This window comes from Brevundimonas mediterranea (genome assembly GCF_011064825.1).
GTDB lineage: Bacteria > Pseudomonadota > Alphaproteobacteria > Caulobacterales > Caulobacteraceae > Brevundimonas > Brevundimonas mediterranea_A.
This window is the reverse complement of record NZ_CP048751.1, coordinates 763,285-788,520: the sequence shown is the minus strand read 5'-3', so window position 1 is coordinate 788,520 and position 25,236 is coordinate 763,285. Positions and strand designations below refer to the sequence as shown.

At 67.3% G+C, this 25,236-nt stretch carries 16 protein-coding genes; 9 read left to right on the top strand and 7 right to left on the bottom strand.

Annotation, left to right across the window (positions count from 1 at the left end):
* Positions 1–146 precede the first annotated feature (146 nt).
* Both GYM46_RS03895 and GYM46_RS03890 read left to right on the top strand, forming a co-directional pair.
* On the top strand, positions 147–1,496 hold the full coding sequence (locus GYM46_RS03895) for an ammonium transporter (RefSeq protein WP_008262578.1): 1,350 nt from the start codon (positions 147–149) through the stop codon (positions 1,494–1,496).
* 90 nt (positions 1,497–1,586) lie between these two features.
* Positions 1,587–2,282, top strand: a complete 696-nt coding sequence (locus tag GYM46_RS03890) for a TorF family putative porin (protein ID WP_008259480.1) — start codon at positions 1,587–1,589, stop codon at positions 2,280–2,282.
* Between the two features lie 53 nt (positions 2,283–2,335).
* Here the strand turns inward: GYM46_RS03890 and GYM46_RS03885 are convergent, their stop codons facing one another.
* The 3 genes from GYM46_RS03885 to GYM46_RS03875 form a co-directional block, all read right to left on the bottom strand.
* Entirely contained in the window at positions 2,336–4,705 is a 2,370-nt protein-coding gene (locus GYM46_RS03885) for a glucan 1,4-alpha-glucosidase (protein WP_008264391.1), read from the bottom strand.
* 9 nt (positions 4,706–4,714) lie between these two features.
* The gene (locus GYM46_RS03880) at positions 4,715–6,250 is read right to left on the bottom strand and encodes an MFS transporter (protein ID WP_035306550.1); all 1,536 of its coding nucleotides are present in this window, start codon (positions 6,248–6,250) and stop codon (positions 4,715–4,717) included.
* 142 nt (positions 6,251–6,392) lie between these two features.
* Positions 6,393–8,456: a glycoside hydrolase family 97 protein gene (locus GYM46_RS03875; protein WP_008260821.1), complete on the bottom strand. Its 2,064-nt coding sequence runs from the start codon at positions 8,454–8,456 to the stop codon at positions 6,393–6,395.
* Positions 8,457–8,559: 103 nt separating this feature from the next.
* Between GYM46_RS03875 and GYM46_RS03870 the strand changes: the two genes are divergently transcribed.
* The gene (locus GYM46_RS03870) at positions 8,560–9,573 is read left to right on the top strand and encodes a LacI family DNA-binding transcriptional regulator (RefSeq protein ID WP_008264064.1); all 1,014 of its coding nucleotides are present in this window, start codon (positions 8,560–8,562) and stop codon (positions 9,571–9,573) included.
* Between the two features lie 5 nt (positions 9,574–9,578).
* On the opposite strand, the gene GYM46_RS03865 is transcribed toward GYM46_RS03870, so the two are convergent.
* Both GYM46_RS03865 and GYM46_RS03860 read right to left on the bottom strand, forming a co-directional pair.
* Positions 9,579–11,219, bottom strand: coding sequence for an alpha-amylase family glycosyl hydrolase (locus tag GYM46_RS03865; RefSeq protein ID WP_008258837.1), 1,641 nt, complete (start codon positions 11,217–11,219; stop codon positions 9,579–9,581).
* The gene (locus tag GYM46_RS03860) at positions 11,216–13,036 is read right to left on the bottom strand and encodes an alpha-amylase family glycosyl hydrolase (protein ID WP_008262176.1); all 1,821 of its coding nucleotides are present in this window, start codon (positions 13,034–13,036) and stop codon (positions 11,216–11,218) included. The genes GYM46_RS03865 and GYM46_RS03860 overlap by 4 nt, the downstream gene beginning before the upstream one ends.
* Positions 13,037–13,321: 285 nt before the next feature.
* On the opposite strand from GYM46_RS03860, the gene GYM46_RS03855 reads away from it, so the two are divergent.
* Positions 13,322–15,019, top strand: coding sequence for a TonB-dependent receptor (locus GYM46_RS03855; protein ID WP_208861705.1), 1,698 nt, complete (start codon positions 13,322–13,324; stop codon positions 15,017–15,019).
* Here the strand turns inward: GYM46_RS03855 and GYM46_RS03850 are convergent.
* A protein-coding gene (locus tag GYM46_RS03850) for an IS5 family transposase (protein ID WP_156796487.1) occupies positions 14,997–15,754 on the bottom strand; the annotation gives its coding sequence in 2 pieces (ribosomal slippage) (positions 14,997–15,433 and positions 15,433–15,754; 759 coding nt in all). The genes GYM46_RS03855 and GYM46_RS03850 overlap by 23 nt on opposite strands.
* A 105-nt stretch (positions 15,755–15,859) precedes the next feature.
* Between GYM46_RS03850 and GYM46_RS03845 the strand changes: the two genes are divergently transcribed.
* Together GYM46_RS03845 and GYM46_RS03840 are read left to right on the top strand one after the other, a co-directional pair.
* Complete coding sequence (locus GYM46_RS03845) at positions 15,860–16,954, top strand: hypothetical protein (RefSeq protein WP_244304275.1); 1,095 nt, start codon at positions 15,860–15,862, stop codon at positions 16,952–16,954.
* A 215-nt stretch (positions 16,955–17,169) separates the two neighbouring features.
* On the top strand, positions 17,170–18,444 hold the full coding sequence (locus GYM46_RS03840) for a sugar MFS transporter (protein WP_008259895.1): 1,275 nt from the start codon (positions 17,170–17,172) through the stop codon (positions 18,442–18,444).
* A gap of 71 nt (positions 18,445–18,515) precedes the next feature.
* Here GYM46_RS03840 and GYM46_RS03835 read toward each other — a convergent pair whose 3' ends face one another.
* Positions 18,516–19,124, bottom strand: a complete 609-nt coding sequence (locus GYM46_RS03835; protein ID WP_164952606.1) for a TetR/AcrR family transcriptional regulator — start codon at positions 19,122–19,124, stop codon at positions 18,516–18,518.
* Positions 19,125–19,256: 132 nt separating this feature from the next.
* On the opposite strand from GYM46_RS03835, the gene GYM46_RS03830 reads away from it, so the two are divergent.
* Genes GYM46_RS03830 through GYM46_RS03820 form a run of 3 tightly spaced genes read left to right on the top strand, consistent with a single transcriptional unit; the run spans position 19,257 to position 25,171 of the window.
* Positions 19,257–20,462 carry an efflux RND transporter periplasmic adaptor subunit gene (locus GYM46_RS03830; protein ID WP_008260475.1) on the top strand — a complete coding sequence of 402 codons (1,206 nt, stop codon included), beginning with the start codon at positions 19,257–19,259 and terminating at the stop codon, positions 20,460–20,462.
* Between the two features lie 3 nt (positions 20,463–20,465).
* Positions 20,466–23,738 (top strand): efflux RND transporter permease subunit, encoded by a 3,273-nt coding sequence (locus GYM46_RS03825; RefSeq protein WP_008259664.1) that lies wholly within the window; start codon positions 20,466–20,468, stop codon positions 23,736–23,738.
* A complete protein-coding gene (locus tag GYM46_RS03820; RefSeq protein WP_008261681.1) occupies positions 23,738–25,171 on the top strand; it encodes an efflux transporter outer membrane subunit in 1,434 nt (477 codons plus the stop codon). The genes GYM46_RS03825 and GYM46_RS03820 overlap by 1 nt, the downstream gene beginning before the upstream one ends.
* Positions 25,172–25,236 lie beyond the last annotated feature (65 nt).

Genomic DNA, 25,236 nt, shown 5'->3' with positions numbered 1-25,236 from the left:
GCATGATGCAATGATCATGCGGGACTTAACTTTTGTTCAATGACCGTTGCAAGAAAGTTGCACCGTTTACGGTCAAGCCCCTTGCGTAAGACGCGATTGCAGTAAAACCTTCGCATCTGCGAGATTGCTAAGGGGGATTTTTGCTCATGTCGCGTGTCTGGAATCGACTTCCGGGAGCCGTCGCGCTCCTGTGTCTGACCATTGGTCTCTTCTATGCGGGCGGGGCCTTCGCCCAGGCGCCCGAGGCGGCGCCGGCCCTGCTGGCGCACCAGTCGGTGCTGGAACTGGACGGCGCCGGCACGGCCTGGCTGGGCACCTCGACCGCTCTGGTCCTGTTGATGACCCTGCCGGGTCTGGCCCTGTTCTACGGCGGCATGGTGCGCCGCAAGAACGTCATCGCCACCATCACCCAGTCGGTCGGCGTCTTCGCCGTCGTCTCGCTGGTCTGGTTCATCGCCGGCTACAGCATCGCCTTCGGCGCCAACCCTGACGCCGCGCTTCAGCCCTATGTGGGCGGCCTGGACATGCTGTTCCTGAACGGCGTGACCCTGGGCACGGCGAACACCCTGCTGACCGGCATTCCCGAATATCTGTTCATCGCCTTCCAGATGACCTTCGCCATCATCACCCCGGCCCTGGTCACCGGCGCCTTCGCTGAACGGATGAAATATTCGGGTCTGCTGTTGTTCACGGCCCTGTGGTCGCTGCTGGTCTATTCGCCCATCTGCCACTGGGTCTGGGGCGGCGGCTTCCTGGGCGCCGCCGGCGTGCTGGACTTCGCGGGCGGCGCGGTCGTTCACGTCAACTCGGGCGTCGCGGGGCTGGTCTGCGCGATCTTCCTGGGTCGCCGCAAGGGCTATGGCGCCGAGCCGATCATCGCCCACAACCCGGTCCTGACCATGATCGGCGCCTCGCTGCTGCTGGTCGGCTGGATCGGCTTCAACGCCGGCTCGGCGGGCGCGGCGAACGAACTGATGGGCGTCGCCCTGCTGAACACCGTCCTGGCCGCCGCCGCCGCCGCCCTGACCTGGAAGATCATCGAACTGATCGAGAAGAAGAAGGTCTCGCTGATCGGCATGCTGTCGGGCGTGGTCGCCGGTCTGGTGGCCATCACTCCGGCCGCCGGCTTCGTCGATCCCAAGGGCGCGGTCATCATCGGCCTGATCGCCGGACCGGTCTGCTACATCTCGTCGGTCTGGATCAAGAAGCTGCTGCGCTACGACGACTCCCTGGACGCCTTCGGCATCCACGGCGCCGGCGGTCTGATCGGCGCCCTGCTGACCGGCGTGTTCGCGACCACCGCGATCAACAGCCTGTCGGAAGGCGCTACTGTCGGCGCCCAGGCCTTGGGCCTGGCCTGGACCATCGCCTACAGCGCGGTCGGCACCTTCGTCATCCTCATCATCTGCAAGTTCACCACGGGCCTGCGCGTGAGCGAGGCGGAAGAAGCCGCCGGTCTGGACACTTCGCTGCACGGCGAGACCCTGGATCACTGACGAAATCGGGACGCGGCTCCGCCGGCCGCGTCCCGTCCGCCGGGCCTGTCCCGGCTCTATAGAAACAAATATAATCAAGGGGATATGACTATGAAGTTTGGATTTTTCCGTTCCGCCGCTGCGGCCGCTCTCGCCACCGGCCTGATCGGTCTGGCCGCGCCCGCCTCGGCGCAAAGCGACATCGACGTCGCGTTCAACGCCGGTATCGTCACTGACTATGTGTTCCGCGGCTTCAGCCAGACGGGCGAAGATCCGGCCATCCAGGGCGGCGTCGATCTGACGGCCGGCAGTTTCTACGCCGGCGCCTGGGCCTCGAACGTGGACTTCGGCGACGACACCGATGCTGAGTTCGACATCTACGGGGGCTATCGCACCGAAGCGGCCGGCTTCGCCCTCGACTTCGGCGTGATCGGCTATCTGTATGCTGGCACGCCCGACGGAGCCGACTACAACTACGCAGAGTTCAAGGCGGCCGCCTCGCGCGCCGTCGGACCCGCCACGGTCGGCGCCGCCGTCTATTACTCGCCCGACTTCTTCGGGGTCGACGAAGCGGCGACCTATGCAGAAATCAACGGCGCCTTCAGCCCGGCTGACAAATGGACGATCTCGGGCGCTGTCGGCCAGCAATGGCTGGACGTCAGCGACGACTATGTGACTTGGAACGCCGGCGTCGCCTATGCCCTGACCGACAATCTGGCTCTCGACGTGCGCTACTACGACACCGACGTGGACGGCGTGCCTAACGCCGAGGACCGCGTGGTCGGCTCGGTCAAGCTGGTCTTCTGAATCCTAGCACATCGAGTAGGGCCCCGGAGAGTGATCTCCGGGGCCTTTTTCGTTCAGCGGGCGTAGCGGCTTTCGACCGGATCGTACCGGTCCCAGACCTTGCCGTCGGCCAGCGACCGCAGCAGCTTCAGATATTCGGCGTGGGTCCAGGCCAGGGGAGTGGCGGAATCCGTATTCTGACCCAGGGTGTAGTCGTGGGCCGTGGGGGCGCCGACCCCGTCCCACACCTGTTCGGCCAGCATCAGGCCGTCGTTGGCGAACCGCTCCATGCCGCGCACATAGGTCTGGCGGATGGCCGCGATGTCTGCCGCGGACGGCGTCCCGTTCACGCTGACGCGAGCCAGTTCATAATGGCCGCGTTCCCCGGTGAAGAAGGGCCAGACCCGGCCGCGCTGGCCGGGGCTCATCTGCCCGCCCACGCCATAGTTGGCGCCGGTGACGTGATCCTCGCCGTAGCCATCGACGCCGTAGCGGCGCCAGCCGGGCGTCTTGTCCCCTTCCGGCCCGAAGTCGTAGCGGACGCGGTACAGGTCCTCCAGACTCTGGTCGTCATAGACGGGCAGGGTCGAAACGATGTGCGGGTCATCCGCCTTGCGCACGCCGTAGCGGACCAGTTCCAGGAAGCCGCCGTCCACCACCCGGTCTTCGGCTGGGGCGATCTGGCCGTTGGCGGCGCCGATCGGCGCCTTGTCGTTCGGGTTCTCGTTCTGGGTGATGCGGATGTAGTAGCGACCGTCGCCGAAGTCGCCGTTGGTGGTGAACATCCGGTCTTCGATCTTGGACGCATAGCTGTCGGCGGCGGCCTGGTAGCGGGTCGCGCCCGTCGCATCGCCCGAGGCCCGGGCCATCTCGGCCGCGACCGTCAGGCCGGCGACCACGGCGGCGGTGCTGGACGGCGAATAGCCCTGCTGCTCTTCCCAGCGTTCCTGCTGGGTGAAGGGCGGCTTGATCTCGGCCTCGTTCCACAACAGCCCGACCTTGCCGCCGTCCACCAGGAAGTCGGCCGCCGGCTTCAGCATGGCGTTGTAGTGCTCGGTCATCTGGGCGTCTGACAGCCAGCCCATCTTCCACAGACGATAGCCCAGCATGATCGGCATGGCCGTCTGGTCCAGCTGAACCGCGACCCACTCCAGTTCGCCATCCACATGGGTCTTCTGCAGGAACCAGCCGCCGACGCCGGTGTTGCCGGGCGTGTTCGGGCCGACCTGCACCTGCGGCAGATAGTTGAAGGCCGCCAGCGGCGTCTCCTTGTCGCCCAGGGCCGCCAGGGCCATGGCCACCTGATAGAAGTCGCGCGGCCAGACCGCCTTATAGCCGGTCGAGGATTTCGACGCGTCCACCGTGTCGCCCCATGGGTTGGACAGGGACGCGATCAGGGCGCCGGCGTGGGTGCGATCCTCCTGCACCTTCAGCATCAGGGCCGAGGCATAGGCCAGCTTGCCCCCGTCGGTCGCCTGTTCGGCGATGCGCGGCAACTCGCTCAGCGAGGCGACATAATCCTCCCAACCCGCACGCTCGCCCTCGCCGTTGAAGCGGGCCAGCACCTCGTCCAGTCCGGTCGCGAAGGCGCCGTCCGCCGCCGCCTGGGCCGCCGCCTCGCTGTCGCCGAAGCCGATGACGAAGTCGCGGCTGAGGCTCTGGCCCATGCGCAGGGTCGGCAGGGCGCCGGTCATCATGGTGTTGCCGGCGGTCTGGCCGGTCGAGGCGTAGGTCCAGTCCAGCTTGCCGTCCTTCAGATCGGTCAGGCCATCCGAGGCGCCGACGAAGCCGACGCTGGCGGCGGCGAAGGCCTCGCTGGGCTTCAGCACCAGGTGCGTGTCTCCCTCCCAGGCGTGGAAGCCTTCGCGTGTGACCTGGCCGCGATCATCGACGCCGGTATTGGCGATGTGCGGCTCGAGCAGCAGATAGGGCGTCGCCTCGCCGCTCAGGGCGGTGATCTGAACCCGCAGCACCAGGGCGTTGCGGTCGGGGTCGGTGAAGATGCGCTTCTCGATCTCGAACCGGCCGGCCTTGTCGCGCGTCGTGACCTTGTAGGCGGGGGACAGCGGGCGCCCCTCGGCGTCCACGTGCAGGTATTCGGTCTTGGCCGTGGTGTCGTCGCCTTCCAGCGCCAGACCATCCGGCGTGACGACGGCGAAGCGAAGCGCCTTGATCTGGGCCTCGTGGATCAGGCCGTACATGGTCTCGGTCAGAACGCCGTCGGCGATCGAGAACCAGACCTTGGACACCGCCCCGGTCTGGCCGCCGTCGCGATATTGGCCGTCGACATAGGCCTCGTAGGACGCGCCGGCGCCGGTCTTGGCGGCGCTGGACCAGGTCGGCAGGTCGCCGGGTGCGCCGGGCGCGACCGACTGTGCGGACGCGGCCGAGGCGACGGCCAGACCGGCGGCACCGGCGAGGCAAAGGGTTTTGAACTTACGCATGGAGAAGCCTCACGGGTTGGGCGTGGGGGAGGGGGAATGTTCGCGCACCAGCAGGGCGCTCGCCGCCGCCAGCACGAAGGAAACGGCGCCGAGCACCAGGGCCCAGATGGCCTGGCCGTCGAACAGGGTCTTCAGGATCAGGCCCAGGACGGTGGCGGCCAGCAGCTGGGGCACGACGATGAAGATGTTGAAGACGCCCATATAGACGCCCATCTTCCGGTCCGGCACCGCCGCCGACAGGATGGCGTAGGGCATGGAGACGATCGAGGCCCAGGCGAAGCCGACGCCGATCATCGGCAGCCACAGCAGGCCCGGATCGCGGATGACGAAGACCCCGAATAGACCCGCCGCGCCCAGCAGCAGCATCAGGGCGTGGGTCGCCTTTCGGCCGATGCGCGTGGCCAGCACCGGCAGGGTGAAGGCCGCCAGGGCCGCCACGCCGTTATAGACTCCGAACAGCACCCCGACCCAGTCGGCCCCGGCGGCATAGGCGGCCGAGGTCGTGTCGGTCGTGCCGTAGTGGACACGGGTCACGGCGGCGGTGGTGTAGATCCACAGGGAGAACAGGGCGAACCAGCTGAAGAACTGGACGACCGCCAGGCCGCGCATGGTCTCGGGCATGCGGAAGATGTCGTTCAGGATCTCGGTCGCGGCGTTGACGATCTGGCGGCGTTGCATCATGCCGACCGCGATCTGCAGCAGCCCAAAACCGGCGAAGAAGCCGGCCAGGACCAGTAGTTCCTTCTCCAGGTTCAGCGCGCCGATCAGCACGAAGCCCAGACCCCCCAGCACGGCGCAGACCAGGCCCGACGTCATCCAGCCCTGAACGCTGCGCGCCGGCGCCTCGGGTCCGTCGTCGGCGGGCGTACCCAGCGCGTCCTGCTTGGCGCGTTCGAAGGCGGCGATCTGTTCGGGGCTGTATTCTCGGGTGCTCAGCACGGTCCACAGCACGGCCGAGAACAGGCCGGCGGCCCCGACATAGAAGGCGATCTTGACCGACAGGGGCACGACCCCCGCCTCGGCCGTCGAGACCACGCCGAACACGTTCGACAGCAGCCACGGCAGAACCGAGGCGAACACGGCCCCGGCGCCGATGAAGAAGCTCTGCATCGCATAGCCGGCGGTGCGTTGTTCCTCCGGCAGATTGTCGCCGACGAAGGCGCGGAACGGCTCCATGGTGATATTGATCGAGGCGTCCATGATCCAAAGCATGGCTGCGGCGAACCACAGGCCGGGGCTGTTGGGCATGGCGATCAGGGCCAGGGTGGTGGCGATGGCGCCGACCAGGAAATAGGGGCGGCGACGCCCGAACCGGGTCCAGGTCCGGTCGCTGAAATGGCCGATGATCGGCTGAACCAGCAGACCTGTCAGCGGCGCGGCGATCCAGAGGATCGCCAGACTGTCGACCTCGGCGCCCAAGGTCTGGAAGATCCGACTGGTGTTGGCGTTCTGCAGGCCGAAGCCGATCTGGATGCCGAAGAAGCCGACGCACATGTTCCAGATCGCCAGGCCGGACAGGCGCGGGCGGTGGGCAAGAAGGCTCATGCGACGCTCCCCCAACCCGTCATCCTCGGGCTTGACCCGAGGACCGGGCGCCGGTCGGGCTGTGCGTCGCCCCTTCGCATGAGCGGCTGATCATCCGGTCCTCGGGTCAAGCCCGAGGATGACGGGGGAGTATGGGGGTAGATCATCGCCGCCTCCGCCCGACCGGCACGAAGCGGATCGCCTGGCCGCCACCGGGCGCCAGGGCCAGGGTCAGGACGTCGGCCGAAGTGACCTCGCGCTGCTCGATGATGATGGACTCGCGTTTGCCGCGATAGTCGGCGTCCGGCCCGTCGCGGTAGATCTCAGCGCGATAGCGCCGACCGTCGTCCAGGAAGTCGAGATGCGCGGTCAGGACGCGCGGATGCTCGTCGGTGACGGCGCCCAGGGCCCAGACGTCCGACGCCCGATCCTTCCTCGCGATGGCGACGTAATCGCCGATCTCGGCCGCCAGCACCCGGGTCTCGGACCAGTCGACCGGCACGTCCTTGATGAACTGGAACGGGCCGGGATTGGCCTCGTAATTGACCAGCAGGTCGGCCGCCATCTGGATCGGGCTGTAGATGACGACATAGAGGGCCAGCTGCTTGGCCCATGTCGTCTGCACGCCGCCGGGGCTGCGTGTCTCCATGCCGAAGATGCCGGGGGTATAGTCCATCGGTCCGGCCAGCAGGCGGGTGAAGACCAGGTTCGGCTCGTGCTCGGGCGGATTGCCCGGATTGCCCCAGGCCGAATATTCCATGCCGCGCTGGCCCTCGCGGCTGATGATGTTCGGATAGGTGCGGCGCAGGCCGGTGTCCTTGAACGGCTCGTGGGCGTTGATCGCCACCTTGTGCCGGGCGCCCGCCTCGACGACCTTCATATGGTGCTGGGCCATCGCCTGGCTCTCGTGCCAGGCCATGACCATCCGGCCGTCCGGCCCGGCGACGCGCGCCCCTTGCGCGTCCGCCACATAGCCCGTCTTCACCGAATGGACGCCGAGGCGTTCATACAGGGCCATCGCCGGTTCGAGCTGCTGCTCATAGTGGAAGGCGTTGCCGCCCGTCTCGTGGTGGCCAATCAGTTGCACGCCCTTGGACCGGGCGTGGGCGCAGACCGCCTCGATGTCGAAATCCGGATAGGCCTCGGTGAAGCTGAAGTCCGAACCATTGGCGAACCACTGGCCATCCCAACCCTTGTTCCAGCCTTCGACCAGAACCCCGCCGAAGCCGTGCTTGGCTGCGAAGTCGATGTGTTTGATCGCGTTCTCGGTGGTGGCGCCGTGTTTGGGGCCGGAGTTCCAGCTCTTCAGCTCCAGGTGCATCTCCCACCACACGCCGACGTACTTCATCGGCTTGAACCACGACACGTCGCCCAGCCTGTTGGGTTCGTTCAGGTTCAGGATCAGGCTGGACTCGATCAGACCGGCCGCGCTGTCTGACACCTGCAGCGTCCGCCAAGGCGTGTTGAAGGGCGCCTGGCGCACCACGGCGGCGTTGGTCAGGCCGGGCGTCAGCTGGGCCCGGAACTTCGTCTCCTCCGACCGCCGCAGGTTCATCCCGGCGTAGTCGATGCAGGCGGCCTCGTGGATCGAGACGTGCAGCCCCGACTGGCCCTTGACGGTCATCGGCGTCTGGGCGCTGCCGACCGCGCTGATCGGGGTGCGGCTGTAGAGGTATTCCTCGCGGTTCCATTCCCAGGCCGGGCACCAGATGGCCTCGCCGTCCTCGGCCAGGTTGAACTCGGTGATCTCCGATCCGATGCGGACCGTCTTCAGCGCGGCCTGGTCCGGGAATTCGTAGCGGAAGCCCAGGCCGTCGTCATACAGGCGGAACACCACGTCCACGCGGCGTTGCAGGCCGGCGGTCTCGGCGTAGCTGACGCGCCATTCGTTGTAATGGTTGCGGATGAAGCGGCGCTCGCCCCACGGCTGCTCCCAGGTCTCGTCCATGGTCACGGGCTGGCCGGCGGTGATCGCCAGGCCGCGCTCCAGCGCCGGGGCGTCGGTCAGCAGGAAGCCCAGCTTCGACGGCGCGACCACCATCCGCCCCTGACGCAGGACGGCGTACATCGGCCGGCCGTCGTTGTCGGTGAAGGCCTCGACCGTCAGGACGCCGCCGGGCGAGCTGGCGCGGGCGTGGGTCGGCGTGGTCTGGGCGCGAACGCCCGTCGCGCCGAAGGCCAGAATCGAGGCGCCGCCGAGGGCCAGGAAGGATCTGCGCTGCATCATGTAAACTCCGTTACGCCGCCTCTTGCCAACCGCTGCGAACGGTGGCTGAAATGTTTGCAGAAAAATTTGCAGTCAGAACAGGCTGTGCTGGGGACCCGCGACCTTGAGCCGCAAGACCACTCGACTTGAAGACATTGCGCGCCTGGCCGGGGTGTCGGTCGCCACCACCTCGCGGGCGCTGAACGACAGCCCCGCCGTCAACGACCGCACCAAGCAACTGATCTGGAAACTGGCGAAGGAGCACGACTATCCGTTCCGCCGCTACATGCCCGCCGGCCCGATCGGGGCCCAGGGTACGATCGCCCTGGTGACGCCGCGACCCCAGGGACGGGAAGGCCGGATCTCCGACCCCTTCTTTCTGGAGCTGCTGGCCGGGGTGGGCGAGGCGGCGCGCGAACGCGGCTGCGACCTGCTGATGAGCCATATTTCGCCCGCCACCTATGACGAGCTGGCGGCTGCGATGAACACCAGCCGCGCCGACGGGGTGATCTTCCTGGGCCAGTCCAGCCTGCACGGCGCCTTCAACCGGCTGGCGGCGGGCGACCATAGGTTCGTGGTCTGGGGCGCCGACCTGCCGGAGCAGGACTATTGCTCCATCGGCTCCGACAACTTCTCGGGCGGTCGCCGCGCGACCGCGCATCTGGCGCGGCTGGGACGCACGCGGATCGTGTTTCTGGGCGACCTCGATCCGCCCGAAGCCATGCAGCGGCACCGGGGCTATCTGGAGGCGCTGGAGACGGCGGGCCTGTCGGTGGACGCCGAACTTATCGTTCCCGCCCATTTCGAGGTCGAGTCCGCCGAGGCGGCCGTCGACGCCCTGGTTCGCCGGGGCGTGCGGTTCGACGGCGTGGTGGCGGCGTCCGACCAGATCGCCCTGGGCGCGGTGCGCGCGCTGGAGCATGCCGGACTGACCGTGCCGGGCGACGTCTCGGTGATCGGCTTCGACAATGTGCCCTTCAGCCGCTACTCGCGCCCGGCCCTGTCCACCATCGCCCAGGACACGATGAAGGCCGGCCGACTGATGGTGTCCAAACTGCTGGACCACGGGGGCGCGACCGCCGGTCGGTCGGAACGCGTTCCCACCGATCTGATCGTGCGCGAGACCTGTGGCGGCTGACCGGCTCATGCCAGTCTGAAGACCAGGCCGGCGAGCGGGGGCAGGGTGGCGCCGTCGGCCTCAGTCCAGTTGATCGCCTCGATCCGCGTCGCGTCGACGGGCGGACGCCATTCGACCGGATCGTGGCCCAGGTTGAAGACGCACAGAAGCTGTTCCCCGCTCCCGCCGCGCTCCCGCCGTTCGAACACCAACAGGTGCGAGGTCTCGATCGGCGCCATGCCGCCGTAGCGGAGGGCCGGATGCTGATGACGCAGCCGGATCATCCGGCGCGCCACCTGCAGGGTCGAGGCCGGATCGGCCTCCTGCGCATCCACCGCCAGCGGCAGATGGCGCGCATCGACCGGCAGCCAGGGCTCGACGGTGGAGAAGCCGGCGTTGGCCTGGTCCGCATGCCAGGGCATGGGCGTGCGGGCTCCGTCGCGGCCCAGGGTCTCGGGCCAGTTGGCGATGGCCTCGGGATCGACCAGCCGCTCGAACGGCACCTCGGCCTGGGGCAGGCCCAGCTCCTCGCCCTGATAGACGAAGACATTGCCGCGCAGGCACACCAGCAGCAGCAGGGCCATCTCGGCGAAGGCCTTGCGGTCCCGGCCCTGGGCCCAGCGCGACACGGCGCGCGGCGCGTCGTGGTTCGAGAAGGTCCAGGACGGCCAGCCTTCGCCCTGCTGATCCGGCCACATGGTCTCGCCCTGGGCGACCAGTTCGCTCTTCAGCGTGTCGGCGTAGAGATACAGGAAGCCATAGGCGGAATGCAGACGGTCGGTCCCGGCCGTATATTCCTTCATCTCGCGGTCGGCGTGGTCGCCGCCCACTTCGGCGACGGTGAACCGGCCCTCGTAGCTGTCGGTCAGGGCGCGGATTCGGTTCAGGAAGCCGATGATCTCCGGCTGGCTCTGGTTGTTGATCTTGTCCTGGAAGTCGAACGGCCGGGTGCGTTTCTTGCCGTCGTTGATCGGCGGATTGTCGGTCAGCTTCAGATCGTGGATGGAGAAGTTGATGGCGTCCAGCCGGAAGCCGTCCACCCCCCGGTCCAGCCAGAAGCGCGCCGCCGCGATCAGGGCGTCCTGAACCTCGGGGTTCCGCACGTTCAACTGCGGTTGGGAGGCCAGGAAGTTGTGCATGTAGTACTGGCCGCGCCGGGCGTTCCAGGTCCAGGCCGGACCGCCGAACACCGACTGCCAGTTCGACGGCGGCGATCCGTCCGGCTTGGCGTCGGCCCAGACGTACCAGTCGGCGTGCGGGCCGGAGCGTGAGGCGCGGCTGTCCAGGAACCAGGGATGTTCGTCCGAGGTGTGCGAGAAGACCTGATCGATCACAACCTTCAGGCCGAGGTCATGGGCCCGCGCCACCAGGGCGTCGAAATCGGCCAGGGTCCCGAAGATCGGATCGACGTCGCAATAGTCGGCGACGTCATAGCCGAAGTCCTTCATCGGCGAGGTGAAGAAGGGGGACAGCCAGATCCCGTCCACGCCCAGCGAGGCGACATGGTCCAGATGCTGGGTGATCCCCTTCAGGTCGCCCACCCCGTCGTTGTTCGCATCGGCGAAACTGCGCGGATAGATCTGGTACAGCACCGCGCCCCGCCACCATTCAGTGTGGGCGGTCGCCGGCCGGGCGGCGGTCGCGAGATCGAGGGTGTGGGCGTTCACTGGGGCGTGCTCTTGCAGATCAGATAGTCGAGAGGGGCGATGCGGACGGCGTAGCTGGCCGGGGCCGAAGCCTCGGCCGCGCAGTCGCCGCGAACAGCTTGCCACCGCCGCGAGCCGGGCTCCACCTCGACCTGGGCCGTGACTTCGGCGGTCGAGGTGTTGAACAGGACGAGGGTCTCCCCGCCGGCCTCGTCAATGCGGGACATGGCGAACAGGCCCGGCGTGTCGCCGGCGACGCGGACGACCTGACGGCCGTGGCGCAGGGCCGGTTCGGCGGCGCGGATGCGGGCCATCTCGGCGATGGCCGTATAGAGGGGCGCTTCGGTCGAATAGGCCGGCTGACGACCGCCGATGGGCCGCTCCGCCGCATAGACGGCGGTCTGGCTGGCGAACATGTCCTGGCGTGAGTTTCCGTAACCGCCGGCGCCGGCGAAGCCCTGCTCGTCGCCGTAGTACAGGGTCGGCACGCCGCGGCTGAACATCATCAGGGCATGGGCCAGTTTCACCCGGGCCAGGATCTCCGCCTCGCTGGCGTTCGGGTTCGCCTGTTTCACGAAAAAGCCGACCCGGCCCATGTCGTGGTTGCCCAGGAAGGTCGGCAGGATGGCGGCGGTGTCCGCCCCCTTGGCGTAGATGGCGTCGGCGGCGAACAGCTTGGCCAGGGCGTCAGTTCCCGACTTGCCCGAGACGACCTCGACCGCCGTCTTCTGGAACGGGAAATCCAGCACGGCCGGATAGGCGTCCACCCGCGTGAACCGCGCCGTGACCGCCGGGTCAGGGTCATAGACCTCGCCGAAGATGTGGAAGTTCGGGATCCCCTTGGCCCGCGCCCGCGCCAGCATGGCGGGGATGAAGGCCTGCCAGAACTCGGGGTTCACGTGGCGGGCGGTGTCGATGCGGTAGCCGTCGATCCCGTACTTGTCGATCCAGCCGCCGAAGATGTCGATCATGCCCTGGATCACGACCGGATCCTCGGTCAGCAGGTCGTCCAGACCGGCGAAGTCCCCGTCCAGCGAGCTTTCGCCCGCAAACGTGCTGTCGCCCCGGTTATGATAGTGGATCGGGTCGTTCAGCCAGGCCGGAACCTTGGCCGTCTCCTCGCCCGCCGGAACATAGGGACTGTAGGCGTAGTCGGGTCGGGTCAGGCGCGAGAAGTCCCGCCCGTCGAAACGCTCGTTTATCGCCGCTCCGTCCAGCCCGCCGAGACGGGTGTAAGGATAGTCGGCCCGGCTGCGGTATTCGCACGGCCGGTCGGGGCATTCGCGATAACGGATCACGTCGGCCGTGTGATTGGCGACGATGTCCAGATAGACCTTCATGCCCCGCGCATGGGCCGCATCGACCAGGGCGCGCATCGCCGCCTCGTCGCCGAAATGCGGATCGACGGCCGTGAAGTCGGTGATCCAGTAACCGTGATGCGCCGCGCCCGTGTAGTTCCCGTGGGTCTGGACCGGCTTGTTCTTGAAGACGGGCGCCAGCCACACCGCCGTCGCGCCCAGGCCCTGGATATAGTCCAGCCGCTGGGTCACGCCGGCCAGATCGCCGCCGTGATAGAAGTCGGTGTCGGACGGGTCGAAGCCGCTCTTCAGCCGCTCGGGCGCATAGCCGCCGTGGTCGTTCGAGGAATCGCCGTTGGCGAACCGGTCGGGCAGCAGGAAGTAGATGACCTCATCCTGGGGCGGGCGCTGGCGCAGGGCGGTCAGGACGTCCGGCGTGGCCGACTGGGCCTGGACGGGCAGGGGGGAAGTCGAGGCGAACAGCGCCGCCGCCGCGATCATGGCGCGCGCCGGGGTCTTCCATTGTCGGGCGAGGGTCATCCTGTCGTTCTCCCTGTCCAGAAAGTGCAAAGCCTTCCAGATCGATTTGCAAGATTTTGCAGTCCGGGCGGCCCCTGTCAACGCGGATTAGAATGCTGCATTGCAGCAAGTAATCGGCATGACTCTCCCGCCGAGCTAAGGTTTTCGGGCTGTTTGCGGTGGTTCGGGTGCGGCGAAATTACGCCCCTCGCATTAACTGCTTGCAAGAATGCCAGATGTTTGCATATTTTTGCGAAGGCTTCGGCTGCGACATTCAGAATCGCGGCAGCCCCAGGGAGGATGACAATGTCTCAACGTCTTAATCGGCGCGTGCGCCTGCTGTCGGGCGCCGCATTCGGCGCCGCCGCGCTCGTGGCCGTCAGCAGCGCCCAGGCGCAAACCGCCGCGGCGACGACCCAGGCCGACGAACAGCCTGCGGAAGTCGGCGAAATCGTCGTCACCGGCATTCGTCGCTCGATCGAGGCTTCGATCTCGGCCAAGGCCAACAACACCTCTATCGTGGAAGTCATTTCGGCCGAGGACATCGGCAAGCTGCCGGACGTCTCCATCGCCGAATCCCTGGCTCGTCTGCCGGGCGTGACCATGCAGCGCCTCGACGGCCGCAGCCAGCAGATCTCCATCCGCGGCCTCGGCCCGGACTTCACCACCGCCCTGCTGAACGGCCGCGAACTTGTCACCACCGGCGACAACCGCGGCGTCGAGTTCGACCAGTTCCCCTCGGAACTGCTGGGCAGCGTCGTGGTCTACAAGACCCCGGATGCGGCCCTGATCGGCCAGGGCCTGGCCGGCACCGTCGACCTGCGCACCGTCCGGCCCCTGGCCTATGGCCGTCAGGCCATCGCCGTGAACTATCGCCACGAATGGAACGACATCGGCGCCCTGAACTCGGGCACGACCGACAGCGGCGACCGCTACACCCTCTCCTACATCGACCAGTTTATGGACGGGACGCTGGGCGTCGCCCTGGGCTACGCCCACATGAGCTCGCCCTATCAGTCCGAGCGGTTCAACGCCTGGGGCTATCCGACCTATAGCGACGGCAATCTGCTGACCGGCGGCGTCAAACCCTATGTCATGTCGTCGGAGCTGGAGCGCGACGGTTATATGGGTGTGCTGGAATGGCGTCCGAACGACCGCATCCACTCGACGATCGACGCCTTCTATTCCGAGTTCAAGAACACCCAGGTTCTGCGCGGCATCGAGTTCCCGCTGGCTTGGGGCGGTTCGTCCGGGGATTGCACAGTGAACGTGCCGTCGTCGTTCTGCCGTCCGGCGCCCTCGCTGCGAGCCGGCTACACGGTCGAAGACGGCATGATCGTCGCCGGCACCTGGGACAACATCAAGGGCGTCGTCCGCAACGACCTGAACAAGCGCGACAGCAATATCACCGCCCTGGGCTGGAACACCGAGTTCGTCGCCAACGACGACTGGACCCTGGCTCTCGACGTCAACTATTCGAAGGTCGAGCGGAACGACATCATCCTCGAGACCAACGCTGGCACGGGCCGCAACATCAACGGCGCCCTCGACACCCTGGGCTTCGAACTGACCGACGACGGGGTGACCCGTTTCACCAGCCAGCTCGACTACGCTGACGCCAGCCTGATCCGCATCACTTCGGCCCAGGGCTGGGGCTCTGACGTCATCGCGGGTGGCCAGGTCGGCTATATGAACACCCCGTCCATCGAGGATGAGATCAAGGCCGTTCGCCTGACGGCCAACCGCACTCTGCACCAGAGCCCGTTCAAGTCCATCGACTTCGGCTTCAACTATTCGGAGCGCAACAAGACCTTCGTCAACGACCAGTATTACATCGGCGTCCCGGGCGGCGGGGACCTGTTCGTGCCGTCGGAATATCTGCTGGCGCCGACCGACCTGGGCTACCTCGGCATCTCACAGGTGCTCAGCTACGACGCGCTGGGCGTGGTCAACAGCGGCCTGCTCGACCTAGGCTCAGGACTCATAGCCAGAATAGCACTGTAGCGGCGAGGGCGATGGCGGACAGGAAGACGGTCGGGCACCGATCGTAGCGGGTGGCGACGCGACGCCAGTCCTTGAGCCGGCCGAACATGATTTCGATGCGGTTTCGGCTTTTGTACCGGCGCTTGTCGTAACGGATAGGCGCGGTCCGGGATTTTCGACCGGGGATGCAGGGCGTGATGCCCTTGGCCTCCAAAGCGTCCCTGAACCAGTCTGCGTCATAGCCCCGGTCGCCCAGCAGCCATTGGGCCTTGGGAAGGCTGTCCAGCAGGGCCGCAGCACCGGTGTAGTCGCTGACCTGGCCTGCCGTCATGAACAGGCTGATGGGGCGTCCGTTCGCATCGGTTACGGCGTGAAGCTTGGTGTTCATGCCGCCTTTGGTGCGTCCGATGAGCCGCCCAAGACCCCCTTTTTTACCGCGAGGCTCGAAGCCGTACGGTGCGCCTTGAGATAGGTCGCGTCGATCATGAGGGTGCGCCGTTCGGCCTGAGCGCCGGACAGTCCCTCCATCATCCGGATGAAGATCCCGGCCTCGCTCCAACGCTTCCAGCGGTTGTACAGCGTCTTGTGTGGGCCATAGACCGGCGGCGCGTCACGCCAGCGAAGCCCGTTGCGGTTGACGAAGATGATCCCGCTCAACACCCGACGATCATCCACCCTGGGCTTGCCGTGGCTCTTGGGGAAGTGCGGCTGCAGCCGCGCCATCTGCTCGTCCGTCAGCCAATAGAGGTCGCTCATATCCAGTCTCCTTACAGAGCCTGAATCAGATCGAGCACATCACATCAATGGGTCCTGAGCCTAGTTCGCAACCCCAATGCCGACGTCGCCGCCGGCAACTGGGAAGTGACGGAAAAGGTCTCGACCGCCTATGTCCGCGCCAACATTGACCACTATCTGTTTGGCTTGCCTCTGACCGGCAATGTCGGAATGCAGTTCGTCTACACCGATCAGATGTCCGATGGGTTCTCGGCCCGCCAAGTCTCACCCGGCGTGTCGGAAACGCTCGCCGTCAGCGGCGGAGTCGACTATCTGGAAATCTTGCCAAGCTCGAACTTCATCCTTGAGGTCGGCGACGACATGTTCGCCCGCTTCGCTGCCTCGCGCACCTTGGCGCGGCCGCGGATGGACGACATGCGCGCCTCGCGGAACTACAGCTACAACACCAGCCTTGCCCAATCGACGGACATCAATCGTTCGCCGTGGGGCGGCGGCGGCGGCAATCCCGAGCTCCGGCCCTATATCGCCGATGTCGCCGACGTCTCGTTCGAGAAGTACTTCGCCAACCGCAAGGGTTATGTCTCGGTGGCGGCCTTCTACAAGTATCTCGAATCCTATGTTTACAACCACAACCAGATCTTCGACTTCACCGGCTATCCGATCGGCGTGATCTCGCCGACCAACCCGGAGCCGGCCTTGCGTCAAGGGCTGGTCGGGGCGCCGGACAATGGCGATGGCGGCTGGATCAAGGGGCTCGAATTCTCAGTGTCGGCGCCGTTCGACATCTTCCATCCGATGCTGGAAGGCTTCGGCGGCGTCTTCAGCGCCTCGACCACCGACAGCGAGGTTCAGCCGGATCCGACCCAGCCTCCGACCGCCCTTCCCGGTCTGTCGGAAACCGTCGTCAACGGCACGCTCTACTATGAGCGTTACGGTTTCCAGGCGCGCGTCTCGGGTCGTTACCGTTCGGACTTCCTGGGCGAGGTCGCCGGCTTCGGCAACGGCCGCACCCTGCGCTCGGTCGCGGCGGAAACCGTCGTCGACGCCCAGGTCGGCTACGAGTTCCAGTCGGGGCCGCTGGAAGGCCTGTCCATCCTGGCCCAGGTCAACAACCTGACCGACGAGCCGTTCAAGACCTTCGAGAACGGCGATGAGCGCCGGACCATCGATTATCAGAGCTACGGCCGGACCTTCGCGGTGGGCATGAACTACCGCTTCTGATTTCTCCCCTGAGCAAACTTGGGCCGCCCCGGAAACGGGGCGGCCCTTTCTTTTTGGCCCTGGCCTATCGCCCCCGCCGCTGGTCGCCGCCGCCCAAGTTTGGTTACAGCCTGTGTTTTTCCGCTGGACGGCGCGTCCGCGATGCCCGAACCAAGGCGACCAGAACCGCGCGGGGAAAGCGCGGCCGTCCTTAGTTCTATCCGCAGGGGGAATTCATGTCCGCTCCAGAGGCCGCCAAGCGCCAGGGTACGACCCTGGCCTTCGCCTATGTCACCACGCTCTTCTTCGCCTGGGGCTTCGCCACCTCGCTGATCGATCCGCTGATCGCGGCGGTGAAGCGGGTGTTCGATCTGAACAACGCCGAGGCCTTTCTGACCACCTTCGCCTGGTTCATCGCCTATGGGCTGATGTCCCTGCCGGCGGCGGCGGTGCTGGGCCGGCTGGGCTACAGCCGTTCGATCATCGGCGCCCTGGTGGTCATGGTGGCGGGCTGTCTGATCGTGCCGGCCGCCACGGCCGCCGACTGGTACCCCGGCGTTCTGATCGCCCTGTTCGTGATCGCCTCGGGCGTCACCCTGCTTCAGGTCGCGGCCAATCCGCTGGTCGCCGAACTGGGCAGCCGCAAGGGCGCGTCCAGCCGTCTGAACCTGTCCCAGGCCTTCAACTCCCTGGGCACCACGGTCGGACCGTGGCTGGGGTCGCACGTCCTGCTGACGGGGGGCGTCTTCGCCGCCGGCGCCGTGGTCACGGCCGCGACCCGCACCCAGTCGCTGCGCAGCATCGACATGGCCTTCCTGGGCATGGGCGCCTTCTTCGCCGTCGTGGCCTTCTTCATCTTCACGGCCCGCAAGAAGATCAATGTGGCGGCCCCGGCCGCGACCGAGGCGGTCTCGCCGCTGAAGGCCCTGTCCTCGCCCTGGGCGATCTTCGGCGCCCTGGCGATCTTCCTCTATGTCGGTTCGGAAGTGGCCATCGGCGGCATGCTGACCAACTTCCTGGAAAGCCCCGATATCCTGAACGCCCCGATCGAGACCGCGGGCAAGATGGTCGCCCTCTACTGGGGCGGCGCCATGGTCGGCCGGTTCATCGGCTCGTGGGTGCTGTCGCGCGTGTCGCCCGGCGTGGTCCTGGCCTGCTGCACCGTCGCTGCGGCCGCGCTCTGCCTGCTGGTCAGCCAGATCGGCGGACCGACGGCGGCCTATGCGGTCCTGTCGATCGGCCTGTTCAACTCGATCATGTTCCCGACCATCTTCACCCTGACGCTGGAGCGGTCCACGGCGCCGACCTCGGCGACCTCGGGCCTGCTGGTCTTCGGCATCATCGGCGGCGCCCTGCTGCCGCAGGTGGCGGCGCGCATCGCCGACGCCGCCGGCGCCCTTCAGCCGGCCTTCCTGGTGCCGATGGCGGGCTATGTCGGCCTGACCGTCTTCGCCATCGCCTGCGCCCGCACCAAGGCCAAGGCGGAAGTGACCACGGTCGCCTCGCACTAAGGGCCGGTCGTCGGACAAGACAAAGGGCGCGGAGGGCGACCTCCGCGCCCTTCTTCATTTCGGGGGCGTGATCAGCCGTCGATCAGGGACTGAAGGATCGGCGCCAGCCGGTCTCGCATCGCCTCGCATTCGGCCGGCTCGATGTTGAAACTGCCGCCGCCCAGTTCGCGGCTGACCGACATGCCCATGATGAATCCCGCCAGCAGCCGCGCCCGCACCGTGGCGTCCGGGCCGCTGAGCCAGTCTTCCAGAGGGCCAAAGAAACGGGCCGTGCAGGTGGTCTGCACCATGTCCGCCGCCTTGGCCGAGCCGATGGAGCGCAGCATGATCGACATGCCCTTGAGCTTCTCGGCCTTCTTGGGTTCGAACACGATCTCATGGGCCACGCGCCGGCCGAAATCGGATTTCTCGCCCGACATCAGGGCGCTGCCGTCGCCGCAGCTGTCCAGCGCCGCCAGGAACAGATCGTCCTTGGATCCGAAATACCGGCTGATCAGGGCCGCATCGACGCCGACGTCGCGGGCGATGTCGCGCATGCCCACGTCGTCATAGCTCTCGGCCGCGAATCTTTCGCGTGCTGCGTCGAGAATGGCCGTGCGCGTCGCAGCGGCGTTCCTCGGGCGTGGGCCGGGACATAACAAGGGGATGACACTCCACAGAACAATAACCGTAGACACCATATGGCTTTGTCAACGCGTGTTGACAAGCGTCACGACGCCCATCATTAAGTCACCACGCGTTGACAACGGCCGACTCCCCATCGGCCTCTGTCCGCACGACAGGGATTTACCTCCGACAGGGAGATTGCGCAGATGCGCGGGCTGAAGATTGCGGCCGTGTCCGTCATGGTGACGGGCGCGCTATATGGATGTTCCCCCAAGGCCGAAGGCCAGGCGCCCGGCGCCCCGCCGGTGACGGTGGCCACGCCGCTGCAGCAGAAGGTGGTGGACTGGGACGAGTTTACGGGCCGCTTCGAGGCGGTCGAGAGCGTCGACGTGCGGGCGCGGGTCGGCGGCTATGTCCAGGCCGTCCACTTCCGCGACGGCCAGATGGTCCAGAAGGGGCAACTGCTGTTCACCCTGGACCCGCGCCCGGCCCAGGCCGCTCTGGCCCAGGCCCAGGCCCAGGTCGCGCAGATGCAGTCGCAACTGACCCTGGCCCGCGCCAACCTGGCCCGCAGCGAGACCCTGCTGGCCTCGCAGGCGGTGTCCAAGGCCGAATATGATTCCAACAAAGCCGCCGTCGATGCCGCCGCCGCCAATATCGCGGCCGCCAACGCCGCCGTGCGCACGGCGCGGCTGAATCTGGAATATACGCGGGTCACCGCGCCGACCTCGGGCCGCGTTTCCGATCGCCGCGTCGATCCCGGCAACCTGATCGCCGGCGGCTCCTCGGCGGGCGACATCCTGACCACCATCATTTCGGGCGGCCCGATCCACTTCGTCTTCGACGGGTCGGAAGCGGTCCTGCTGAAATATCTGCGTGACGGCGGCGCCGCCAACGGCGCCCCGGTCCGCATCCGCCTGCAGGACGAGAGCGGCTTCACCCGCACCGGTCGCCTGGACTTCTCGGACAATGCGCTGGACACCTCGTCAGGCGTCATCCGCATGCGCGCCATCGTGCCGAACGGCGACGGCTTCCTGCGTCCCGGCCTGTTCGGCCGCGCCCAGGTCGCGGGCGCCGGCTCCTACGACGCCCTGCTGGTGCCGGACACCGCCATCGGCACCGATCAGTCGCGCCGCGTCGTCTCGGTCGTCAACGCCGACGGCTCGGTCACGGCCAAGGCCGTCCAACTGGGTCCGATCGTCCAGGGTCTGCGCGTGATCAAGTCGGGTCTGGCCCCGACCGACCGCGTGATCATCGCCGGTCTCCAGCGCGCCGCCCAGCCGGGCTCCAAGGTCACGCCCAAGAACGGCCGCATCGCTCCCGTCGCCGAACAGGCGTCGGACGCCCCGGTCACCCAGGCGGCTCCGGCCTCGACCGGCTCGTTCGCCAACAGCCTCTCCACCGGCGACTAAGCCATGAACATATCCCGCTTCTTCATCGACCGGCCGATCTTCGCGGCCGTGATTGCGGTGGTGATCACCATCATCGGCGTCTTCGCCTATCCGCTGCTGCCCCTGTCGCAGTATCCGGAGATCGCGCCGCCGACGATCACCATCAACGCCGCCTATCCGGGCGCCTCGGCCGAGACCCTGGCCGAAACCGTCGCCGCCCCCATCGAGCAGGAGGTGAACGGCGTCGAGGACATGCTCTACATCACCTCCTCGTCCACCTCGGACGGCGCGGTGGCCATCACCGTCACCTTCCAGCCCGGCACGGATCTCGACGCCGCGCAGGTGCTGGTCCAGAACCGCGTCTCGCTGGCTGAACCCCGTCTTCCCGACGCGGTCCGCCAGACCGGCGTCGTGGTCAACAAGGCCGAGAGCGGCTTCCTGATGGTGCTGGGTCTGACCTCGCCCGACGGCTCGCTCAGCAACGACTATGTCGGCAACTACGGCAATTCGACGCTGCGGGACCGTCTGCTGCGGCTCGAGGGCGTGGGTGCGGTCCAGGTCTTCGGCGGCGGCAACTATTCGATGCGGATCTGGATCGACCCGGCCAAGGCGGCCGAGCGCGGCCTGACCGGCCCGGATATCGTCGCCGCCCTGCGGGCCCAGAACGTCCAGGCCGCCGCCGGCTCGATCGGCCAGCCGCCGTTCCCCAACAGCGCCTCGGCCTTCCAACTGCCGATTCAGGTTGAAGGTCGTCTGACCGATCCCGACCAGTTCTCCAACGTCGTCCTGAAAACCGACAGCCAGGGCCGCGTCACCTATCTGCGCGACGTGGCTCGGATCGAACTGGGCGCCCAGGATTACGGCATCCGCGGCTTCTTCGACGGCCAACGCGGCGTCGGCCTGGCCGTCGTCCAGCAACCGGGGGCCAACGCCCTGGGCACCGCCGAACGCGTGCTGGCCGAGGTCGAGGCCGTCAAGGCCGAACTGCCCGCCGGCATGGACCTGTCCGTCCCCTATAATCCGACCGAGTTCGTCGCCGCCTCGGTGGAGTCGGTTCAGCACACGCTGATCGAGGCCGTCATCCTGGTCGTGATCGTGGTCATGATCTTCCTTCAGACCTGGCGGGCGGCGATCATCCCGATCGTGGCCATCCCGGTCGCCCTGGTCGGCACCTTCGCGGTGCAACTGGCCCTGGGCTATTCGATCAACTCCCTGTCCCTGTTCGCGCTCGTCCTCGCCGTCGGCATCGTCGTCGATGACGCCATCGTCGTGGTCGAGAATGTGGAGCGGGCCATCAGCGAGGGGCTGACTCCAAAGGAGGCCGCCTACCGCTCGATGCAGGAGGTTTCCGGCGCCCTTATCGCCATCGGCCTGGTGCTGATCTCGGTGTTCATTCCGACGATGTTCGTGCCCGGCATCCCCGGCATCTTCTATCGCCAGTTCGCCGTGGTCATCGCCTCGGCCTCGGTGATCTCGCTGTTCGTGTCGCTGACCCTGTCGCCGGCCATGGCCGCCCTGCTGCTGAAGCCGCACAGGAAGGACCACGAGAACGACCGCAAGCCGGGCGTCCTGGGTTCGGTCGTCTATTACGGCGGCTGGGCCGGGCGTAAGTTCAACGAGGGCTTCGACTGGCTGTCGGATCGCTACGGCCGTCTGACGGCGCGCCTGGTGCGCACCGTGGGTCTGGTTCTGATCATCTACGCCGGTCTGCTGGGCCTCACCGCCTGGCGTCTGGTGGACACACCCTCGGGCTTCATTCCCGAGCAGGATCAGGGCTTCCTGATCGGCGTCATCCAGCTTCCGGCCGGCGCTTCGCTGGATCGCACTGAAGCGGTGATGCAGCGCGCCAGTCAGATCATCCGCGACACCAACGGCGTGGACGGCACTGTGGCCTTCGCGGGTCTCGACGGCGCCAGCTTCTCGTTCGGCTCCAACGCCGCCACCATCTTCGTCCGTCTGAGCCCGTTCGAGGACCGGACCAAGGAAGAGGCCGCCGCCGCCCTGGCCGGGGCCATCACCCAGGCCACGGGTCAGATCGAGGACGCGCAGATCTTCGTCATCGCTCCGCCGGCGGTCCAGGGTCTGGGCAACGGCAACGGCTTCAAGATGATGATCCAGGACACCTCGGGCGCCGGCTACCGCGCGCTGGAGGGGGCGACCTTCGCCATGATGGGCGCCGCCGCCCAGGCCCCGGATCAGGTGAGCCAGGTCTTCTCGACCTACAACACCGGCTCGCCGCGCATCTCGGCCGACGTGGATCGTGACAAGGCGCTGATGATGGGCGTCCAGCCCGGCGCGGTGTTCGACACCCTGGGGGTCTATCTGGGCTCGTCCTATGTGAACGACTTCAACATGCTGGGCCGCACCTATCGGGTGACGGCGCAGGCCGAGCCCCAGTACCGCGACGACATCGCCGACATCGCCAACCTGAAGACCCGCTCGTCCAGCGGGGCCATGGTGCCGATTGGTTCGGTGGCGAACCTGGTCAATGACTCGGGTCCGTCCCGGATCGTCCGCTACAACCTGTTCCCGGCGTCCGAGCTTCAGGGCAACCCGGCCATGGGCGTGTCTTCCGGCCAGGCGCTGGGCGTCATGGAGCAGATGGCGACCAGCACCCTGCCGCAAGGCTTCAGCTATGAGTGGACCGAACTGGCCTACCAGCAGAAGGCGGCGGGTTCCGGCACGACCATGATCTTCCTGATGGCCGTGGTCTTCGTCTTCCTGGTGCTGGCGGCCCAGTATGAGGCCTTCACGCTTCCGCTGGCGGTCATCCTGATCGTGCCCATGTGCCTGCTGGCGGCCATGATCGGGGTGAATCTGCGGGGCCTGGACAACAACATCCTGGTCCAGATCGGTCTGGTGGTCCTGATCGCCCTTGCGGCCAAGAACGCCATCCTGATCGTCGAGTTCGCCAAACAGGCGGAAGAGGACGAGGGCATGAACCGCTTCGATGCAGCCGTGGCTGCGGCCCGGACCCGCCTGCGTCCGATCCTGATGACCTCCTTCGCCTTCATCCTCGGCGTCGTGCCGCTGATGCTGGCGACCGGGCCGGGCGCCGAAATGCGCCAGTCGCTCGGCACGGCGGTCTTCTCCGGCATGTTGGGCGTGACCTTCTTCGGCCTGATCTTCACGCCGGTCTTCTATGTCGTGACCCGCTGGCTGTCGTCCAAACTGCCGCAAGGCAAGAAGCCGACGCCGAAGTCGAACGTCACCGAAGCCGTCCGCTACGATCAAACTTCCAGCCTGACCGATCCCGATGCGCCGGCTCCGGCCGCCGGGCGGGGAGGGGACTTCTGATGACCCGCACCAAGACCCTCCGCTTCCTGACCGTCGCAGCATCCGGCGCCCTGCTGGCCGCCTGCGCGGTCGGGCCCCAGGCGCCTGCCGCCGACCTGCCCGTGGCCGGGACGGGCGCCTTCGTCGGCTCCGCCTCGACCACGGTCTCGACCGCCCAGGCGCGAGACGACTGGTGGCGGCTGTACGACGATCCGACCCTGGACGGCCTGATCCGTCAGGCCTTCGCCGAGAACAACGAGCTGGAGGCGGCCTTCGCCAACCTGCGCGCGGTTCGGGCGTCGCTGTCCGAGGCGCGCGTGGGCCGGTTCCCGACCACGACCACCAGCGCCCAGGCCCAGCGCAGCCGCGCCTCGGCCGCCACCTCTTCGGTTCTGGAGGCGGACGGCAAGGCGCCCGAGATCGACACCTATGACGTCGGTCTGTCGGCCAGCTACGAGGTCGATCTGTTCGGCCGGGTGGAATCGACCATCCGCGCCGCCCGCGCCGACGCCCGCGCGGCCGAGGCCGCCCTGGCCACGGTCCAGGTCTCGGTCGCGGCCGAGACCGCCCGCGCCTATGCCGACGCCTGCTCGGCCAACGCCCAGATCGCGGTGGCCGAACGGACGCTGGGGCTGCAACGCAATACGGCTCAGCTGACACAGACCCTGCTCGACGGCGGGGCGGGCACCGGCCTGGACGTGGCCAGCGCCCGCGCGGCCCTGGCCCAGACGGCGGCGACCCTGCCGACGCTGCGCGCCTCGCGTAACGAGGCCCTGTACCGTCTGGCGACCCTGACGGGCGTCACCCCGGCCGAGGCCAGCCAGGCCGCCGCGGCCTGCGTCCGGCCGCCGCAGCTCAGCCAACCGATCCCGGTCGGCGACGGCGCGGCTCTGCTGGCGCGACGTCCCGACGTGCGCCAGGCCGAGGCGAATCTGGCCGCCGCCGCGGCCCGCGTGAACGTGGCGACCACCAATCTGTATCCGCAGATCAGCCTGGGCGGCTCTCTCGGCTCGACGGCCCAGGACTCGGGCGAACTGGGCGACGACCAGAACTTCCGGTTCAGCTTCGGTCCGCTGATCAGCTGGTCCTTCCCCAACGTCTTCGCCGCCCGCGCCCAGATCAAGGCCGCCGACGCCCGCTCCGACGCGGCCCTGGCCAGCTTCGACCAGACGGTGCTGACGGCCCTGCAGGAGACCGAGACGGCGCTCAGCAACTACGCCAACGAACTGGACCGCCGCGCGGCCCTGACCGAGGCCCGCGATCAGGCCGCCCGCGCCGCCAACCTGTCGCGTCAGCGCTTCAACGCCGGCGCCGACAGCTTCCTGCTGGTGCTGGACGCCGAACGGACCCAGGCCGCCGCCGACGCCGCCCTGGCCCAGTCGGACGCCCTGGTCACCACCTACCAGATCGCCCTGTTCCGCGCCCTCGCCGGCGGCTGGCAGGCCGACAGCTGATCGACCCCCGTCCCCCGCCCGGGCGGGGGACGGCTTCGACGAAAACAAGCGCCGGCGGCCTCACG

Coding starts and splice junctions, on each gene's coding strand:
- GYM46_RS03820 (WP_008261681.1), top strand. CDS start 23,738: ATGACCCGCACCAAGACCCTCCGCTTCCTGACCGTCGCAGCATCCGGC.
- GYM46_RS03875 (WP_008260821.1), bottom strand. CDS start 8,456: ATGATGCAGCGCAGATCCTTCCTGGCCCTCGGCGGCGCCTCGATTCTG.
- GYM46_RS03885 (WP_008264391.1), bottom strand. CDS start 4,705: ATGCGTAAGTTCAAAACCCTTTGCCTCGCCGGTGCCGCCGGTCTGGCC.
- GYM46_RS03860 (WP_008262176.1), bottom strand. CDS start 13,036: ATGACCCTCGCCCGACAATGGAAGACCCCGGCGCGCGCCATGATCGCG.
- GYM46_RS03830 (WP_008260475.1), top strand. CDS start 19,257: ATGCGCGGGCTGAAGATTGCGGCCGTGTCCGTCATGGTGACGGGCGCG.
- GYM46_RS03840 (WP_008259895.1), top strand. CDS start 17,170: ATGTCCGCTCCAGAGGCCGCCAAGCGCCAGGGTACGACCCTGGCCTTC.
- GYM46_RS03880 (WP_035306550.1), bottom strand. CDS start 6,250: ATGAGCCTTCTTGCCCACCGCCCGCGCCTGTCCGGCCTGGCGATCTGG.
- GYM46_RS03895 (WP_008262578.1), top strand. CDS start 147: ATGTCGCGTGTCTGGAATCGACTTCCGGGAGCCGTCGCGCTCCTGTGT.
- GYM46_RS03890 (WP_008259480.1), top strand. CDS start 1,587: ATGAAGTTTGGATTTTTCCGTTCCGCCGCTGCGGCCGCTCTCGCCACC.
- GYM46_RS03835 (WP_164952606.1), bottom strand. CDS start 19,124: ATGGTGTCTACGGTTATTGTTCTGTGGAGTGTCATCCCCTTGTTATGT.
- GYM46_RS03855 (WP_208861705.1), top strand. CDS start 13,322: ATGTCTCAACGTCTTAATCGGCGCGTGCGCCTGCTGTCGGGCGCCGCA.
- GYM46_RS03825 (WP_008259664.1), top strand. CDS start 20,466: ATGAACATATCCCGCTTCTTCATCGACCGGCCGATCTTCGCGGCCGTG.